The sequence below is a fragment of the Kitasatospora sp. NPDC056181 genome (assembly GCF_042266225.1).
Taxonomy (GTDB): Bacteria; Actinomycetota; Actinomycetes; order Streptomycetales; family Streptomycetaceae; genus Kitasatospora.
The window spans coordinates 34824-48288 of sequence record NZ_JBHJUK010000021.1 but is presented as its reverse complement, the minus strand read 5'-3'; the positions used below and the strand labels follow the sequence as shown (position 1 = coordinate 48288).

Sequence of the window (13465 nt, the reverse complement as noted above, 5' to 3'; positions counted from 1 at the left end):
GCGACACCGACGCGCCGCAGCGCCGAAGTGCCAAAAGCAATGAGGCCGGTCCATCCGACTTTCGTCGGACCGACCGGCCTCATCAGCTGTGCGCGAGGGGGGAGTTGAACCCCCACGCCCTTTCGGGCACTGGAACCTGAATCCAGCGCGTCTGCCTATTCCGCCACCCGCGCATCTGGGTGATGAGGTAAATCGTAGCCCATCCCCGGGGGTGCTCCTGACCAATTTCCGGGGCACCCCCGGGGACGGGCGCGTCGCCGCCGGGATCAGCGGGTGACGCGCTCGACGATCCAGTCGATCAGGGCGCCGGAGATGTGACTGTGCTCGGTGTTCTCCGTGTCGAACGCGACCTCGTCCAGGTGGCCGCGGTCGAGGTCGGCATCGGTGATGGAGAGCAGCGGGTTGACGTTCCACTGCACCGGGTCGAAGTCCAGCGCCGCCGCACTGACGGCCGGCACGAAGGTGCCACTGCGGAACTCCTCCCTGATCTTCGCCTTCAGCGCGTCCGCGACCTTGCCGAAGGAGTCCAGGGTGCCGCCGGGCACGTTGTCCAGGGCCGGGACCTCGGTCGTGGTGCTGCGGCGCATCGCCAGACCGAGGTGCATGCCGCCGATCGGCTGCTTCTCACCCCGCTCGGGCTGGAAGCGGGCGGTCGCACTGGCGACCAGGGCCTGCCAGTCGAACGCGACCTCGCCGGCCGGCAGCGGGAGTCCGACGCCGTCGCGCCGCCCGTTGGAGACGCCGATCTTGAACGGACGCTGGGGAAAGTTCCCGACCCGGGCCAGGTCCTCCAGGAACTCCTTGCGCAACGGGCTGGCGGTGGCCACCGGGCCCGAGTACTTGGAGTTCTCCACCCACGCCCAGAGCAGCTGCTGCGCCGCCTCGCTCCGGATCAGGTCGGCCTGCTTGGCCCCGTCCGGGCCGGCCGGGGTGTAGTCCTCGAAGAAGTAGGCCATCTGCTGGAGGATCAGCGGGATCCAGGCGCCGTTGTGCGGGGAGTCGTAGGAGAGGTAGGTGGTGGTCCGGTGGTCCATCCCGCTGTGCTCCATCTTGGCGAGCGCGTAGCGGGTGATGATGCCGCCCATGCTCACCCCGCCCACGGTCAGCGGCGCGTCACCGACCTGCTCCGCGATCGTCCTGAAGATCGCGGCGATCGCGACCTCGGCGTTGGCCTGGATGTGGGTGTGCCGCTCGGTGAAGCCGAGCACGATCACGTCCATGCCCTGCCTGAGCAGCTGGTCGAAGAAGCCGGGCTTGCCGTCGTAGGGCGTGTTGAAGTAGGCGAACAGCCCGGGGAGGTCGCTCTCGCCGTAGCTGAACCCGTCCGCGAAGATGAGCGGGCGCTTGAGGCCGAGCTTCGGGTTGGCGAGGTAGACGGCCGCCCTGCCCTCCGCGGCCTGCCCCTTGTAGGGCGCGCCGACCAGCTCCCAGATGTCGTCGGGCTCGCGCCCGGCCGCGCTCGCACCGGCCAGCGGGGCGGCGAACCAGACTCCGGGCTTCAGCGAGTCGGCGAGCTCGGTCAGCTCGGCCGACGTGGGCTCCGCGCCGCCATCCCGGAGGGTGAGGGCAACGTCGATCCGTGGTTCCTGTGCCATGACTACTACCGCCTCTGCCGATACGAAGGGGACTTGTTCGCGCGCAGAGCGAAGGTAGCCCCTCGACTACGGACAGCGCCGGGGGCGCGACGGAGAGTGGTCGAAAATCTCCGCGGACCCGGCCCCGGCCCCGGGGTAAATCGGCATCGGCTAATCGTCCGAGGCGTCGGCCCGCTCCAGCGCGCCGGAGTACGCGGCCAGCAGGCGGCGGTAAGCGGTGGAGATCTCGGCGAGCGTCTCAGCACCCGTCACATAGAGGTCGATGAGCGGCAGGAGCGCCTCCGACTCGTCGTCGGGCGTGACGGCGGCCGTGAGCGCCGCCTCCGTCCGGTCGAAGTCGGCGAGCACCGCGTCGAACGGTTCGAGGCCCCTTTCGAGTTCGGCGATGTCCTCCTCGATCGCCGCCCTCGGCGCGCCCGCCCGGAGCGCGTACACGGCGTCCAGCTCCGCGCGGCGGACGACGACGTCGGCCCTGGCGTCCTCCACGGCCTCACGAAGTCCCCGCGCCTCGGCGCCCGCGATGATCAGCAGCTCCTCCATCGTCATGGCACGCCGCTGCTGCGGCCGCTCGCGCTCCTGGAGCTCGCGGCGCTTCTTGCGCTTCCTCAGGCCGAACATGCGAACGCCCCCGATCAGGCCCCACGGTCGGCTGATCATGGCACCTGCCGGGCGACCTGCCAAAGGACCGGCCGCGGCGGGGATGCGGCGCAGCTAGAAGGGGAGTTCACCGGCCCGGACGCCGGCGACGAAGGCCTGCCAGGAGGCGGCGGGGAAGACAAGGGTGGGGCCGTCGGGATCCTTGGAGTCACGCACTGGGACGAGGCCGGGGAATCCGGGGGCCACCTCGACGCACTCGCCGCCGTTGGATGCGCTGTAGCTGCTCTTGCGCCAGACAGCCACGTTGAGATCGATCACAACTTCCTCCTACGCCGGGAAGTCGCCTGCCTGAACGGCGGCGACGAAGGACTGCCATGCAGCAGCGGGGAAGACGAGGGCGGGCCCATGCGGGTCTTTGGAGTCACGCACGGGGACGAGGCCGGGGAATCCGGGGGCCACCTCGATGCAGTCGCCGCCGTTCGTGCCGCTGTAGCTGCTCTTTCGCCAGTCGGCTGCGGCGAGCTCGTTCCTCGTCATCCCTGAACCCTTCCAGCGCATCGATGATCAGCACGCGCGTGTCCCTCGCCGAGAGAACTTCGCCGCGCAGCCGATCATAGGTGCGATGGTGACCCGACACGATTGCCGGAACGTCGCTCGGAGAACCCCGGTCGAGACTCTCCGAGTAGACCCAGCGCTGCCCGTCGGGCATCTCCAGGAGCACCATCGATGTGTTGATGATGGTGGAACGAGATGTGAATGGAGCAACCTGAACGAGGACGTTCGAAAGCTCCATGACACTCAACAGGTGTTCCATCTGGCGCGCCATCACCTTCGGTCCACCAACAACCGATCGAATGCTGCTCTCGTCGAGGACAACCAGTAGCAACGGGCCACCTCGTGCCAGAAACCGCTCCTGCCGAGCCAGTCTCGCTACCGTCCGCTCCTCGATGAGATCGACGTTTCCAGCATCGTCACCTGCCGCGAACATCGCCCGCGCGTACTCCCTGCACTGCAACAGCCCGTGCATGTAGCCGTACTGGAACACCCGGACCGCGACCGCCTCGGCCTCCATGTCCGCGTGATCCCGGAACCAGTCCGGGTGCTCGACCTCCGCCTCCCAGTCCACCCGGTCCCAGAGTCGCTTCAGCAGACCGCCGGTCTTCAGCACCCGATCGGCGTCCTCCACCGAATCCCCCGGCATCCGCCGCTTGCCGCTCTCGTACCGGGTGATGTTCGTCCGGTTGCAGTGCAGGAGCTTCCCCAACTCCTCCTGCGTGTAGCCGATCATCTCCCGGTAGAACCGCAGCTCTTCGCCGAACATCACCGCCGAACTCGCCGTCGGTCCCTGCTTCGCCCGCCGGTGTGACATGCCGCCTCCGCTCACGTGCCGCGTGTGCCGGGTACTCCGAATCGGCCGTCACCGTACCTCCGGGGCCCGATGATTGATACCGGAACGCGATCCTTTGCTTGCGCAGCGTGATGCCGTACGCCCCCGCTGCGAGCCGCGTCCGCTCCCCCATCACGCCCGGAGGTTGCCCCGTCATGCCCACGACCCGCACCCACCACCGGCCGCGCGAGTTCGCGGCGCGGTTCGACTCCCGGCCCGCCTCCACGCCGTTCGCGCGGCTGGTGCTCCGCGCCTACCTGGCCGGGATGCCGCAGGGCGAAAGGTACGCGGACACCGCCGAGTTGCTGCTCGGCGAGCTGTTCGCCAACGCGGTCCAGCACAGCGACGCACCGCCGGACCGCCTGGTCGAGGTCCGGTTCGCGCTGACCTCCGACCGCCTGCGGATCGAGGTGCACGACGCGGGCACCGGTCGGCCGGCGGTGCGCGAGTCCACCCGGGACGACGAGCGCGGCCGGGGCCTCTTCCTCGTCAACGAGCTTGCCGAGCACTGGGGTTGCTGCCCGCGTGCGGGTGGGATCGGCAAGTTCGTCTGGGCGCTGGTCGCCCCCGCTCCCGGCTTCGCCGACGTGGCCTTCGGCCGCACCCGGGACGCCGTGGCCGTCTGATCCCGCCCGGCGCACGCCCCCGGCCCCGCTCGCACCACGTTCCCCCCAAGGTGGGGTTTGGCTCAACAAACCACCCACCGCACGCCGATACCCCGTCCGACGCAAAGTCCCGGGCGGGGTGGCGGCGCTGAGGGCTGCCACCCCGCCCGTTGCTCCGGACCGCTCACACGGGCCACCCTCGGGTTCAGAATCCGGTCACCTTGGGTAGTCGGGACTCCACCGACCGTATCCAGTTGCAAGGGGACCCGACCATGGCCGATCGCCGGCAGACCGCAGCAGAGGCACCAGCGCCCTACGAGGAGGCCGACCTCATCCTCCACGGCGGCGAGATCGTGACCGTCGCCGAGCCGCCCACCGCCGAGGCGGTCGCGGTCAAGGACGGCGTCATCGTCTTCGTCGGCGACCACGCCGGGGCCGTCGACCGCTGGGGCGGTCCCCGGACGAGGGTGCGCGACCTCGGCGGCCGGGCGCTGCTCCCCGGGTTCATCGACGCGCACGGGCACCTCGGCGGCATCGGCCTCCAGGCCACCATCGCCAATCTGCTGGCCGCTCCGGACGGCGACGTCACCACCATCGCCTCGCTGCAGCAGAAGCTGCGCGACTGGGCGGACACCGACCTCGGGCAGGAGTCGGAGTGGATCGTCGGGTTCGGCTACGACGACGCGATGCTCGCGGAGAAGGAGCACCCCACCCGGAAGGACCTGGACGAGGTCTCCACCTCCCGGCCGGTGCTGGCGATCCACCAGTCCTTCCATCTTGGGGCGGTCAACAGTCTCGGGCTGGAGCTGCTCGGCTACGACTCGAACCGCAAGGACCCGGAGGGCGGGGTCATCCGCCGGTGGGAGGACGTCATCGCCGAGCCCCACGGCGAGCCGAACGGGGTGCTGGAGGAGACGGCCTTCTCCCCCGCCTCGGACGCGGCGCTGGCGGGCCTCCCCCAGGCCGCGCAGCTCGGGCTGTTCGGCAAGGGCGCGGCGTCGGCGGCCGCGTTCGGCTTCACCACCGTCCAGGAGGGCGGGGCCACCCTGACGAATCTGGGCGCGCTGCGGGAGATCGCCGCCGCCGTGCCGTTCGAGATCGACGTCGTCGCCTACGCGCGCGCCGACCAGGCCACGGCCGCCCTGGAGAAGGATCCGGGCACGGACCCGGTCGGCGCGAGCCCGGAGTACGTCAACGGCGTGCGGGCGGCGGGCGTGAAGATGTTCCTCGACGGTTCGCCGCAGGGGCGCACGGCCTGGCTCAGCAAGCCGTACAAGACGCCGCCGGGGAACGAGCCGGACACCTACTGCGGTTACCCGGCCATCAAGGACGACGCCGTCGTCCTCCAGCAGGTGCTCACGGCGTACACCAAGGGCTGGCAGGTGCTCGCGCACGTCAACGGGGACGCGTCGATCGACCAGTTCATCGGCGCGGTCAGGGCCGCCGCTGCGGAGGCCGGACCCGGCGACCGCCGCACGGTCGCGATCCATGCGCAGACCGCCCGCGAGGACCAGATCAACGAGTTCGCGCTGCTCCGGATCATCCCGTCGTTCTTCTCGATGCACACCTTCTACTGGGGCGACTGGTACCGGAAGACCGTGCTCGGCGAGGAGCGGGCCGCCAACATCTCCCCCGCGCGCTGGGCGCTCGACCGGCGGATGGCCTACACCTCGCACCACGACGCCCCGGTGGCGCTGCCCAACTCGATCGCCATCCTGTCCAGCCAGGTCACCCGCCGCACCCGCACCGACAAGGTCGTCCTCGGGCCGGAGCAGTGCGTGTCCGCCCTGGACGCCGTCCGCTCGATCACCATCAACGCCGCCCACCAGTACGACGAGCAGGACCGCAAGGGCAGCATCGAGGTCGGCAAGCTCGCCGATCTGGTGATCCTCAGCGCCAACCCGGTGACGGTCGACCCGGAGGAGATCCAGCACATCGAGGTCGCCGAGACCCTCAAGGCCGGCCGGACCGTCCACCCCGCGGTCGCCCCGCGCACCGTCGGTCCCGCGCCCACGCCGGACCGGACCCCGCCGCTCGACCACGACTGGCACTGCAGCTGCTGAGCCCTTCGGCGGGGGTCGCGGCACCGGGGTCGCGGCACCGGGGGTCGCGACCCCGCCCCGGGTCCTCAGTCGTCGGTCTTGATCTTCTTCATGGTCAGGTGGGAGTCGACCCGCGCCACCGCCGGCAGGCCCATGAGCTTCCCGGTCAGGAAGGTCTCGTAGGTCGCGTGGTCCGCGACCGCGACACGGACGAAGTAGTCGGGGCGGCCGAACAGCCGGCGGAACTCGACCACCTCCTCGTAGGAGGCCACCGTCGTCTCGAACTCCTCCACCGTCTGGAGGTCGTTGACGCCGATCTCGACCGCGACCACCACCTCGAAGCCGCGCCCGGCGGCCGCCGGGTCGATCCGGGCCCGGTAGCCCGCGATGATCCCCGCCTCCTCCAGCCGCTTGACCCGGCGCAGGCAGGGCGGCGGCGTCAGGCCGACCCGCCTGGCCAGCTCCACGTTGGTCAGCCGACCGTCCTGGCGCAGATGAAACAAGATTTCACGATCGATGGCGTCGAGTGTTTCTTTATTGCTCACAGGGCGACTCCAAGGCAATGATTGGAAACCATATTACGGGCAATTCGCCCTAGAATTTCCTGTATGGCTTCCGCTCCCGTCGGGACGCTCCCGCGCCTCGATTCCCCTCCCCCGCCCGCCGTCCTCGGTCCCGCCCCCGCTCCCGTCTCCACGCCCACGGCCCGGACCGACCTGTTCGCGGCGGTGCGGGACTCCAGCTCGGTGGGCCTGGGGCTCTTCCCGCTCGGCATCGCGTTCGGCGTGCTGGTCGTCCACGCGGGCCTGGACTGGTGGTGGGCCACGGCGTTCTCGGCCCTGGTGTACGCCGGGTCGCTGGAATTCCTGCTCGTGGGGCTCGTCGTCGCCGTCACCCCGCTCGCGCAGATCGCGCTGACCGCGTTCCTGGTGAACTTCCGGCACGTGTTCTACGCGCTGTCCTTCCCCCTGCACCGGGTGAACGGCCGCCTCGGCAAGGCGTACAGCACCTTCGGCATGACGGACGAGGCCTACGCGCTGACCACCGGCGCCGGCGCCCGGTCCTGGAGCGGCCGGCGGATCATCTGGCTCCAGGTGCTGTGCCAGGCCTACTGGGTGGTCGGCGCCACGGCCGGCGCGCTGTTCGGCGCGTTCGTGCCGGCCCGGCTGGTCGGGCTGGACTTCGCGCTCACCGCGCTGTTCGTCGTCCTGACCGTCGACGCCTACCGCGCCCGTCGGGACATCCCCACCCCGGTCCTGGCCCTGGTCTGCGCGCTCGCGGCGCGCTTCACCCTCCCCGACCAGATGCTGCTCGCCGCCACCGGGCTGTTCACCGCCGGACTGCTGGCCCGTTACGCCGTCGCGAAGCACCGCACGCCCGCCACGAAGGAGCCGGCCCGTGCCTGACACGCCCTACCTGCTCGCCGCCATCGGCGTCTCGACCGCCGTCACCTGGGGGCTGCGCGCCATCCCCTTCGCCGCTCTCGCCCCGCTGCGGGCCAGCGCCGTGCTCCACCACCTGAGCGCCCGCATGCCAGTCGGCGTGATGGTGATCCTCACCGTCTACTCCCTGCGCGACCTCCCCCTCACCAGCCCGCCCCACGCCGCGCCCACCGTCCTCGCCCTGGCCGCCACGCTCGGCCTGCACCTGTGGCGGCGCAACGCCGTGCTGAGCATCCTCGGCGGCACCGCCGTGCACGTCGCCCTCGCGAGCACGGTCTTCGCCCACCCCTGAGCACCCTGAGCACCCTGACCGCCCTGACCGCCCCGGCCACCCCGACGGCCGCTCCGCAGGCCGGCATCGCCGCGGGCCGGCCCCGTTGCAGGCCGACCCCGGCGGCCGGTCGGCCGGGGCCCGCCTGCGGATACCGCCCGGGCGTCCTACTTCGCCGCTTCCAGCGCCGCGCGCCAGACCGGGCTGTCCACGTAGTGGTTGTCGTACAGCTCGGAGGAGTCCTTGATCTCCTGCGGGCTGGCCTCGCCGCGCATCACCCGGCCCAGCAGGCGCAGGTAGTCGAAGCGCGGCATGCCGGGGGTGAAGGTGAACAGCACATCGGCCTCGGAGCCCGGGGCCGCCGCGAAGGCGTGCGGGGTGTGCGGCGGGACGAGCAGGAAGTCGCCCTCGTTCAGCACCTTCACCTCGTCGTCCACCAGCACCTGGAGCGAGCCGCCGATGACGAAGAACAGCTCCGAGGCCCGGGTGTGGAAGTGGGCCGGGGCCCCGACCGCGCCCTTGGCGAAGGACGAGCGGTAGCTGGTGATCGGGCTGCCGTCGGTGCCGCAGTCCGCCAGCAGGGTCATCGTGCTGCTCGGGTCACTGGTGGTCTCGGCCTCGGAGGCGCGGGTCAGGACGGGCTTCAGCGTGTTGGTGCTCATGATGGTCTCCCCTGGTCATCGGCCGTTCCGGCGTTCCCTCCCGGCCTTGTGTTCACCACTCTATGCTCGCGAAAGACCACTCATCTGGTTCATTTCTGACGAAGAATCATGGGTCAATTCGCCCTGGTCCGCCAGCCGTCCGCCGAGGCGCAGCTCCAGCGCGGCGCGGCGGTCCGGCCACTCCTCGGCGGTGATCGAGAAGATCGCGGAGTCACGGAGGCGGCCCTCCTCGCCCGGGACCCAGGAGCGCGCCCAGTTCCGCAGGACGCCCTCGAAGCGGGCCCCGGTCAGGTCCGGTTCAGCGGTCCAGCTCGATGGCGTTCTTGGCCCGCTCGACGGACTCCTCCGCCGCCGGGCCGCCGGGGTTCTCGGTGGCGAGTGCCTGGTTGAGGGCGACGAAGGGGCGCATCCGCTCCTCGTAGCGCTCGTACGCCGCACGGTGACCCTCCCCCGCGGCCCGGGCGCGGCCGAGTTCGTCGGCCAGCAGGTAGGCGCCGACCAGGGCGAGGCTGGTGCCCTGGCCGGAGAGCGGCGAGGCGCAGTAGCCGGCGTCGCCGAGCAGGACGGTGCGGCCGGCGGACCAGTGGTCGAGGTGGATCTGGGCCATCGCGTCGGCGTAGAAGTCGGGGGCGTCGTGGAGCGCGGCCAGCATCCGGGGGGTCTCCCAGCGCAGCGCCGCCATCCGCTCGGCGACCAGCTGCCTGGTCCGCTCGGTGTCCCGGACGACGGGGTCCTGGTTCTCGTAGCCGAAGACGACCCGCAGCTCGCTGTTGCCGCGCACCGGGTAGATGCCGTAGCCGGCGTCACCGTCACGGAGCCAGACCTGCCAGTCGTCCAGGCCGAGGAAGTTGTCGGCGCTGAAGATGGCGAGGTGGGTGCCGAGGTGGTGCAGGAACTGCTCCTCCGGGCCGAAAGCCAGCTTGCGGACCCGGGAGTGCAGGCCGTCGGCGCCGACCACCAGGTCGAAGGTGCGGGGCCGTCCGTTCGCGAAGGTGACGTGGACGCCGTGCTCGTCCTCGCGGAGGGCGGTGACGGTGTCGCCGTGGATGAACTCGACGTCCCCGGCGGTGTGTTCGTGCAGGATCGCGACGAGGTCCTCGCGCAGCAGCTCGACGTCGTCGCTGTCGAGCCGGCCGCTGCTGAAGGTCTCCTCGGTGGAGCGGTGCACCTCGTTGCCGTCGGGGTCGAGGACGGACATGCCGCGCATCCGGGTGCGGACGGCGCGGACCCGCCCGGTCAGGCCCATCCGCTCGATCACGCCGAGGGCGGCGCCCCGGATGTCGACCGCCTGGCCGCCGCTGCGCGGGGCGGGGGCGAGCTCGACGACGGTCGGGGCGAAGCCCTGGCGGTGCAGCCAGAAGGCGAGTGCGTTGCCGGCGATGCCGCCGCCGGAGATGAGGACGGTCTTCATGAGGAGCTCCCCCGCTGTTGTGTCTGTACGCTGTAAGCGCTCTGAATGTACGACGTAAATTCAGCCCCCCGCAAGGCCCCCACCAGCACCGTAAGGCCTCATCTGACCTAGCACAGAAGGCTCGTGACAGGCGTCCGCGCTGGTAGGGTCTGAGCTAGTACAGGGCAGACGGCGGCGAAAAAATATCTTCCGAGGAGTTCGGCAGCATGGCACCGGAGACGGACCCGCCCTTCCAGCGCATCGCCGCCGAGCTGCGACGGCGGATCACCACCGGGGAGCTGGCCCCCGGCGAGCGCGTGCCCTCGACCCGGCGGATCGCCCGGGACTGGGGCGTCGCCCTGGCCACCGCCACCAAGGCGCTCACCGTGCTGCGCCTGGAGGGCCTGGTGGAGGCCCTCCCGCGGGTCGGCACCGTCGTGGCGGGCGCAGCCCCGGCCGCGGGAACCGCCCCCGCCGCAACCACCCCCCGGATCACGGCTGCTACTCCTGCTCCTGCCCCGGCTTCCACCCGGCCGACCCGACCGGCCCGACCGGTCGCCGCCGACGGCGAGTTGAGCCAGGAGCGGATCGTCCGGGCGGCCCTGGAACTGGCCGATGCCGAGGGGCTGGCCGCGCTCTCGATGCGCGCCGTGGCGGCCCGGCTCGGGGTCTCCGCGATGTCCCCCTACCGCTACGTCACCAGCAAGGAGGAACTGGTCCTGCTGACGGCCGACGCGGCCTTCGGCGACTGCGCCTACCCCGACGAGCCGCCCGCCGGCTGGCGCGCCCGGCTGGAGCTCGGCGCCCGGACGCTCTGGTCGGTGTTCCGCCGCCACCCCTGGCTGGCCCAGCTCAGTCCGGTCACCCGGCCGCTGCTGCTGCCCAACCTGATGACGCACGCCGAATGGGCGCTCTCCGCGCTGGATGGCCACGGCCTCTCCACGCCGGACGTGCTGCACGCCCACGTGCTGCTGTACAGCTACACCGAGGGCATCGCCGTCAACCTGGAGCGCGAGGCCCAGGCCCGGGCCGCCACCGGCGTCGACGAGGACCAGTGGATGGACGGACAGCTCCCCGCCCTGGGCGCGCTCGCCGACTCGGGCCGGTTCCCCGTGTTCAGCCGGCTGCTGGCGGAGGTGGCGGACGGCTACGACATGGACCTTGACGCCCTCTTCGAGTTCGGCCTGGCCAACCTGCTGGACGGCCTGGCCCCGCGCCTGGAGCAGGCCGGTCCGCCCGGCGGGGCGGTCCGCTAACCCGCCGCCCGCCCCCGGAAGGTGCGCCGGTACTCGCGCGGCGACACCCCGACCCGGGAGACGAAGGCGGGCCGCAGCGACACCGCCGAGCCGAAGCCGCAGCGGACGGCGACGGTGTCCACCGGCAGGTCCGTCTCCTCCAGCAGGCGTTGGGCCGCCAGCACGCGCTGCTCCAGCAGCCAGCGCAGCGGCGTCGTACCGGTCGCCTCCACGAAGCGGCGGGCGAAGGAGCGTTCCGACATCAGCGCCAGCCCGGCCATCCGGCGGACCGTCCACGGGGTGTCCAGCGAGGCCAGGATCCCGGCGCGGGCGCCCGCCAGCGGGTCGTCCACGGCGTCCTCCGGGACCGGGGACGGGATGAACTGCGCCTGGCCGCCGGTCCGGAAGGGCGCGGTGACCATGGCGCGGGCGATGGTGGCGGCGGCCTGCTGGCCGTGGGCGGCGCGGACCAGGTGCAGGCAGAGGTCGATGCCCGCCGCCACCCCGGCGGACGTCCAGAGGTCCCCCTCGCCGGTGAACAGGACCTCCGGGCGGACGTCCACCTCCGGGAAGCGGCGGGCCAGTTCGTCGGCGAGAGCCCAGTGCGTGGTGGCGGTGCGGCCGTCCAGCAGACCGGCCTCGGCGAGGACGAACGCGCCCGCGCAGAGCGAGGCGATGGTCACGCCCTGCTCGTGGGCGGCGCGCAGCGCGGCCGGCACGGCCGGGTCGCGCGGCTCGTTCATCTCCATCCCCGGCACGATGATCAGGTCGCACTCCAGCAGCGCGTCGAGCCCGAAGTCCGGCACCCGCTCCAGCCCGCCGCCGAGCTGCACCCGCGTCCCCTCCGCACCGCAGACCCGCAGCTCGAAGCCGGGAAGTCCGGGCCGGGTGAGCCGGTTCGACCACACCTCCCCGATCACCGCGTAGTCGAACGCCCGGACACCGTCGAAGATCAGGCAACCCACAATCCGCATGGCAGAAAACTATCGATGGGTGGCGGCAGCACCCATCACGCAGGGTGCCCGGGCCCCGGCACGATGAACGCATGACGAACACCAGCGCATTCGACGCCCCCCTGACCATCGACTCCGACGCCGTCCTGGTCGTCATCGACGTCCAGAAGGGCTTCGAGGACCACGCCTTCTGGGGCGAGCGCGACAACCCCCTGGCCGAGCAGCGCATCGGCGAGCTGATCGACGTCTGGGAGAGCACCGGGCGCCCGATCGTGACGGTGCAGCACGCGTCCACGGCCGGCCCGCTCGTGCCGGGCACCCCGGGGTACGAGCTCAAGGACTTCGTGGCGAAGGTCGAGCCGGCCCTGCACATCACCAAGCAGGTCAACAGCGCCTTCTACGGCACGCCCGACCTGCACGCCTGGCTCCAGCAGCGGGGCGCCAAGCAGGTGGTGATCGTCGGGATCATCACCAACGTCTGCAACGAGACCACCGCGCGGATGGCCGGCAACCTCGGGTACGACGCGGTCTTCCCGGCAGACGCGATGCACGCCTTCGACATGACCGGCCCCGACGGCGTCACCGTCCCCGCCGCCGAACTCGCCCGCGCCACCAGCACGGTGCTGCACGCGATGCGGTTCGCCAAGGTGGTCACCACCGAGGCCGTGGTGGCGGCGGCGCAGCCGGTCGGCGTGGCGTGAGCGGCCGGCCCGGCCGTCCGGTGGACCGGGCGGGTCAGTCGAACAGCGCGGCGTAGGCGGTGCCCTCCTCCGCGTTGAGCAGCACGATGTCGCGACCGGGCCCCGGCCCGGTGGCCACCTCCCGGAGCCGGGCCAGGACCTCCTCCTCGGTGGGGAGTTCGATCCCGAGGGCGGCGGCGGCCGCGTCCCGTTCGTCGAGCAGGCCGGGCTCGTCCTCCAGGTAGCCCTCCGCCGCCTCCGCACTCTCCTCGGCCGTGAAGCCCCGGCAGTCCCGCCACCACGGGACGGCCAGCAGCAGCCGGACCAGCTCAGGCAGGCCGATCGCCACCAGCGCGGCGCCGCCCTCGGAGTCGGCGTAGAGGACGGGCCGCTCGTCGCCGCCCTCCCCGCAGAGGAAGTACGTACCGCCCGAGCCGTCCCCGGCGATCGGCTCCAGCGGCTCCCCCGAGGCGAGGACGACCGCCTCCACGTGCTCGGTGCGGTCGGGGTCGAAGTCCCCCGGCCAGTACAGGTAGTCGGCGGCGGCGGCGTTCTGCCGGACGGCGGCGAGCAGCGAGTGCGTCATGCCGGCCACCCTAGATCCGG

The 13465-nt window shown here is 71.6% G+C and carries 16 protein-coding genes, 1 tRNA gene and 1 pseudogene; 6 read left to right on the top strand and 12 right to left on the bottom strand.

What is annotated here, in order from left to right; genetic code table 11:
- Positions 1-89: 89 nt before the first annotated feature.
- The 6 genes from ACFC1F_RS11580 to ACFC1F_RS11555 form a co-directional block, all read right to left on the bottom strand.
- A tRNA-Leu gene (locus ACFC1F_RS11580) sits at positions 90-173 on the bottom strand.
- A gap of 93 nt (positions 174-266) precedes the next feature.
- Positions 267-1595 (bottom strand): hypothetical protein, encoded by a 1329-nt coding sequence (locus ACFC1F_RS11575; RefSeq protein ID WP_376157358.1) that lies wholly within the window; start codon positions 1593-1595, stop codon positions 267-269.
- 150 nt (positions 1596-1745) lie between these two features.
- Positions 1746-2252 (bottom strand): hypothetical protein, encoded by a 507-nt coding sequence (locus ACFC1F_RS11570; RefSeq protein WP_376157357.1) that lies wholly within the window; start codon positions 2250-2252, stop codon positions 1746-1748.
- A gap of 54 nt (positions 2253-2306) precedes the next feature.
- Complete coding sequence (locus tag ACFC1F_RS11565) at positions 2307-2510, bottom strand: DUF397 domain-containing protein (protein ID WP_376157356.1); 204 nt, start codon at positions 2508-2510, stop codon at positions 2307-2309.
- A 9-nt stretch (positions 2511-2519) separates the two neighbouring features.
- Positions 2520-2651 (bottom strand): DUF397 domain-containing protein, encoded by a 132-nt coding sequence (locus tag ACFC1F_RS11560; RefSeq protein ID WP_376157354.1) that lies wholly within the window; start codon positions 2649-2651, stop codon positions 2520-2522.
- Positions 2614-3561: a helix-turn-helix domain-containing protein gene (locus ACFC1F_RS11555; RefSeq protein WP_376157352.1), complete on the bottom strand. Its 948-nt coding sequence runs from the start codon at positions 3559-3561 to the stop codon at positions 2614-2616. The genes ACFC1F_RS11560 and ACFC1F_RS11555 overlap by 38 nt, the downstream gene beginning before the upstream one ends.
- A 173-nt stretch (positions 3562-3734) precedes the next feature.
- Here ACFC1F_RS11555 and ACFC1F_RS11550 point away from each other — a divergent pair, with 173 nt between their 5' ends.
- Positions 3735-4205 carry an ATP-binding protein gene (locus tag ACFC1F_RS11550; protein WP_376157351.1) on the top strand — a complete coding sequence of 157 codons (471 nt, stop codon included), beginning with the start codon at positions 3735-3737 and terminating at the stop codon, positions 4203-4205.
- Between the two features lie 251 nt (positions 4206-4456).
- On the top strand, positions 4457-6247 hold the full coding sequence (locus tag ACFC1F_RS11545; protein WP_376157349.1) for an amidohydrolase: 1791 nt from the start codon (positions 4457-4459) through the stop codon (positions 6245-6247).
- Between the two features lie 65 nt (positions 6248-6312).
- Here the strand turns inward: ACFC1F_RS11545 and ACFC1F_RS11540 are convergent, their stop codons facing one another.
- Positions 6313-6771 (bottom strand): Lrp/AsnC family transcriptional regulator, encoded by a 459-nt coding sequence (locus ACFC1F_RS11540; RefSeq protein ID WP_376157347.1) that lies wholly within the window; start codon positions 6769-6771, stop codon positions 6313-6315.
- Between the two features lie 201 nt (positions 6772-6972).
- Here ACFC1F_RS11540 and ACFC1F_RS11535 point away from each other — a divergent pair, with 201 nt between their 5' ends.
- Together ACFC1F_RS11535 and ACFC1F_RS11530 are read left to right on the top strand one after the other, a co-directional pair.
- Positions 6973-7632 carry an AzlC family ABC transporter permease gene (locus tag ACFC1F_RS11535; RefSeq protein WP_376157397.1) on the top strand — a complete coding sequence of 220 codons (660 nt, stop codon included), beginning with the start codon at positions 6973-6975 and terminating at the stop codon, positions 7630-7632.
- Positions 7625-7960: a branched-chain amino acid transporter permease gene (locus ACFC1F_RS11530; protein ID WP_376157345.1), complete on the top strand. Its 336-nt coding sequence runs from the start codon at positions 7625-7627 to the stop codon at positions 7958-7960. The genes ACFC1F_RS11535 and ACFC1F_RS11530 overlap by 8 nt, the downstream gene beginning before the upstream one ends.
- A 146-nt stretch (positions 7961-8106) precedes the next feature.
- Here the strand turns inward: ACFC1F_RS11530 and ACFC1F_RS11525 are convergent, their stop codons facing one another.
- The 3 genes and pseudogenes from ACFC1F_RS11525 to ACFC1F_RS11515 all read right to left on the bottom strand — a co-directional run bounded on the left by ACFC1F_RS11525 (position 8107) and on the right by ACFC1F_RS11515 (position 10012).
- Complete coding sequence (locus ACFC1F_RS11525) at positions 8107-8601, bottom strand: cupin domain-containing protein (protein ID WP_148642611.1); 495 nt, start codon at positions 8599-8601, stop codon at positions 8107-8109.
- Between the two features lie 60 nt (positions 8602-8661).
- Positions 8662-8886: pseudogene (locus tag ACFC1F_RS11520) on the bottom strand (hypothetical protein); the annotation flags it as partial.
- Positions 8887-8899: 13 nt separating this feature from the next.
- Positions 8900-10012, bottom strand: coding sequence for an FAD-dependent monooxygenase (locus ACFC1F_RS11515; protein ID WP_376157343.1), 1113 nt, complete (start codon positions 10010-10012; stop codon positions 8900-8902).
- Between the two features lie 206 nt (positions 10013-10218).
- Between ACFC1F_RS11515 and ACFC1F_RS11510 the strand changes: the two genes are divergently transcribed.
- The gene (locus ACFC1F_RS11510; RefSeq protein WP_376157341.1) at positions 10219-11247 is read left to right on the top strand and encodes a TetR/AcrR family transcriptional regulator C-terminal domain-containing protein; all 1029 of its coding nucleotides are present in this window, start codon (positions 10219-10221) and stop codon (positions 11245-11247) included.
- On the opposite strand, the gene ACFC1F_RS11505 is transcribed toward ACFC1F_RS11510, so the two are convergent.
- Positions 11244-12200 carry a GlxA family transcriptional regulator gene (locus tag ACFC1F_RS11505; RefSeq protein ID WP_376157339.1) on the bottom strand — a complete coding sequence of 319 codons (957 nt, stop codon included), beginning with the start codon at positions 12198-12200 and terminating at the stop codon, positions 11244-11246. The two genes, ACFC1F_RS11510 and ACFC1F_RS11505, sit on opposite strands and share 4 nt — an antisense overlap.
- A 71-nt stretch (positions 12201-12271) precedes the next feature.
- On the opposite strand from ACFC1F_RS11505, the gene ACFC1F_RS11500 reads away from it, so the two are divergent.
- Positions 12272-12880, top strand: coding sequence for a cysteine hydrolase family protein (locus tag ACFC1F_RS11500; protein ID WP_376157337.1), 609 nt, complete (start codon positions 12272-12274; stop codon positions 12878-12880).
- A gap of 34 nt (positions 12881-12914) precedes the next feature.
- Here ACFC1F_RS11500 and ACFC1F_RS11495 read toward each other — a convergent pair whose 3' ends face one another.
- Positions 12915-13445, bottom strand: coding sequence for a hypothetical protein (locus ACFC1F_RS11495; protein ID WP_376157335.1), 531 nt, complete (start codon positions 13443-13445; stop codon positions 12915-12917).
- Positions 13446-13465: the final 20 nt, after the last annotated feature.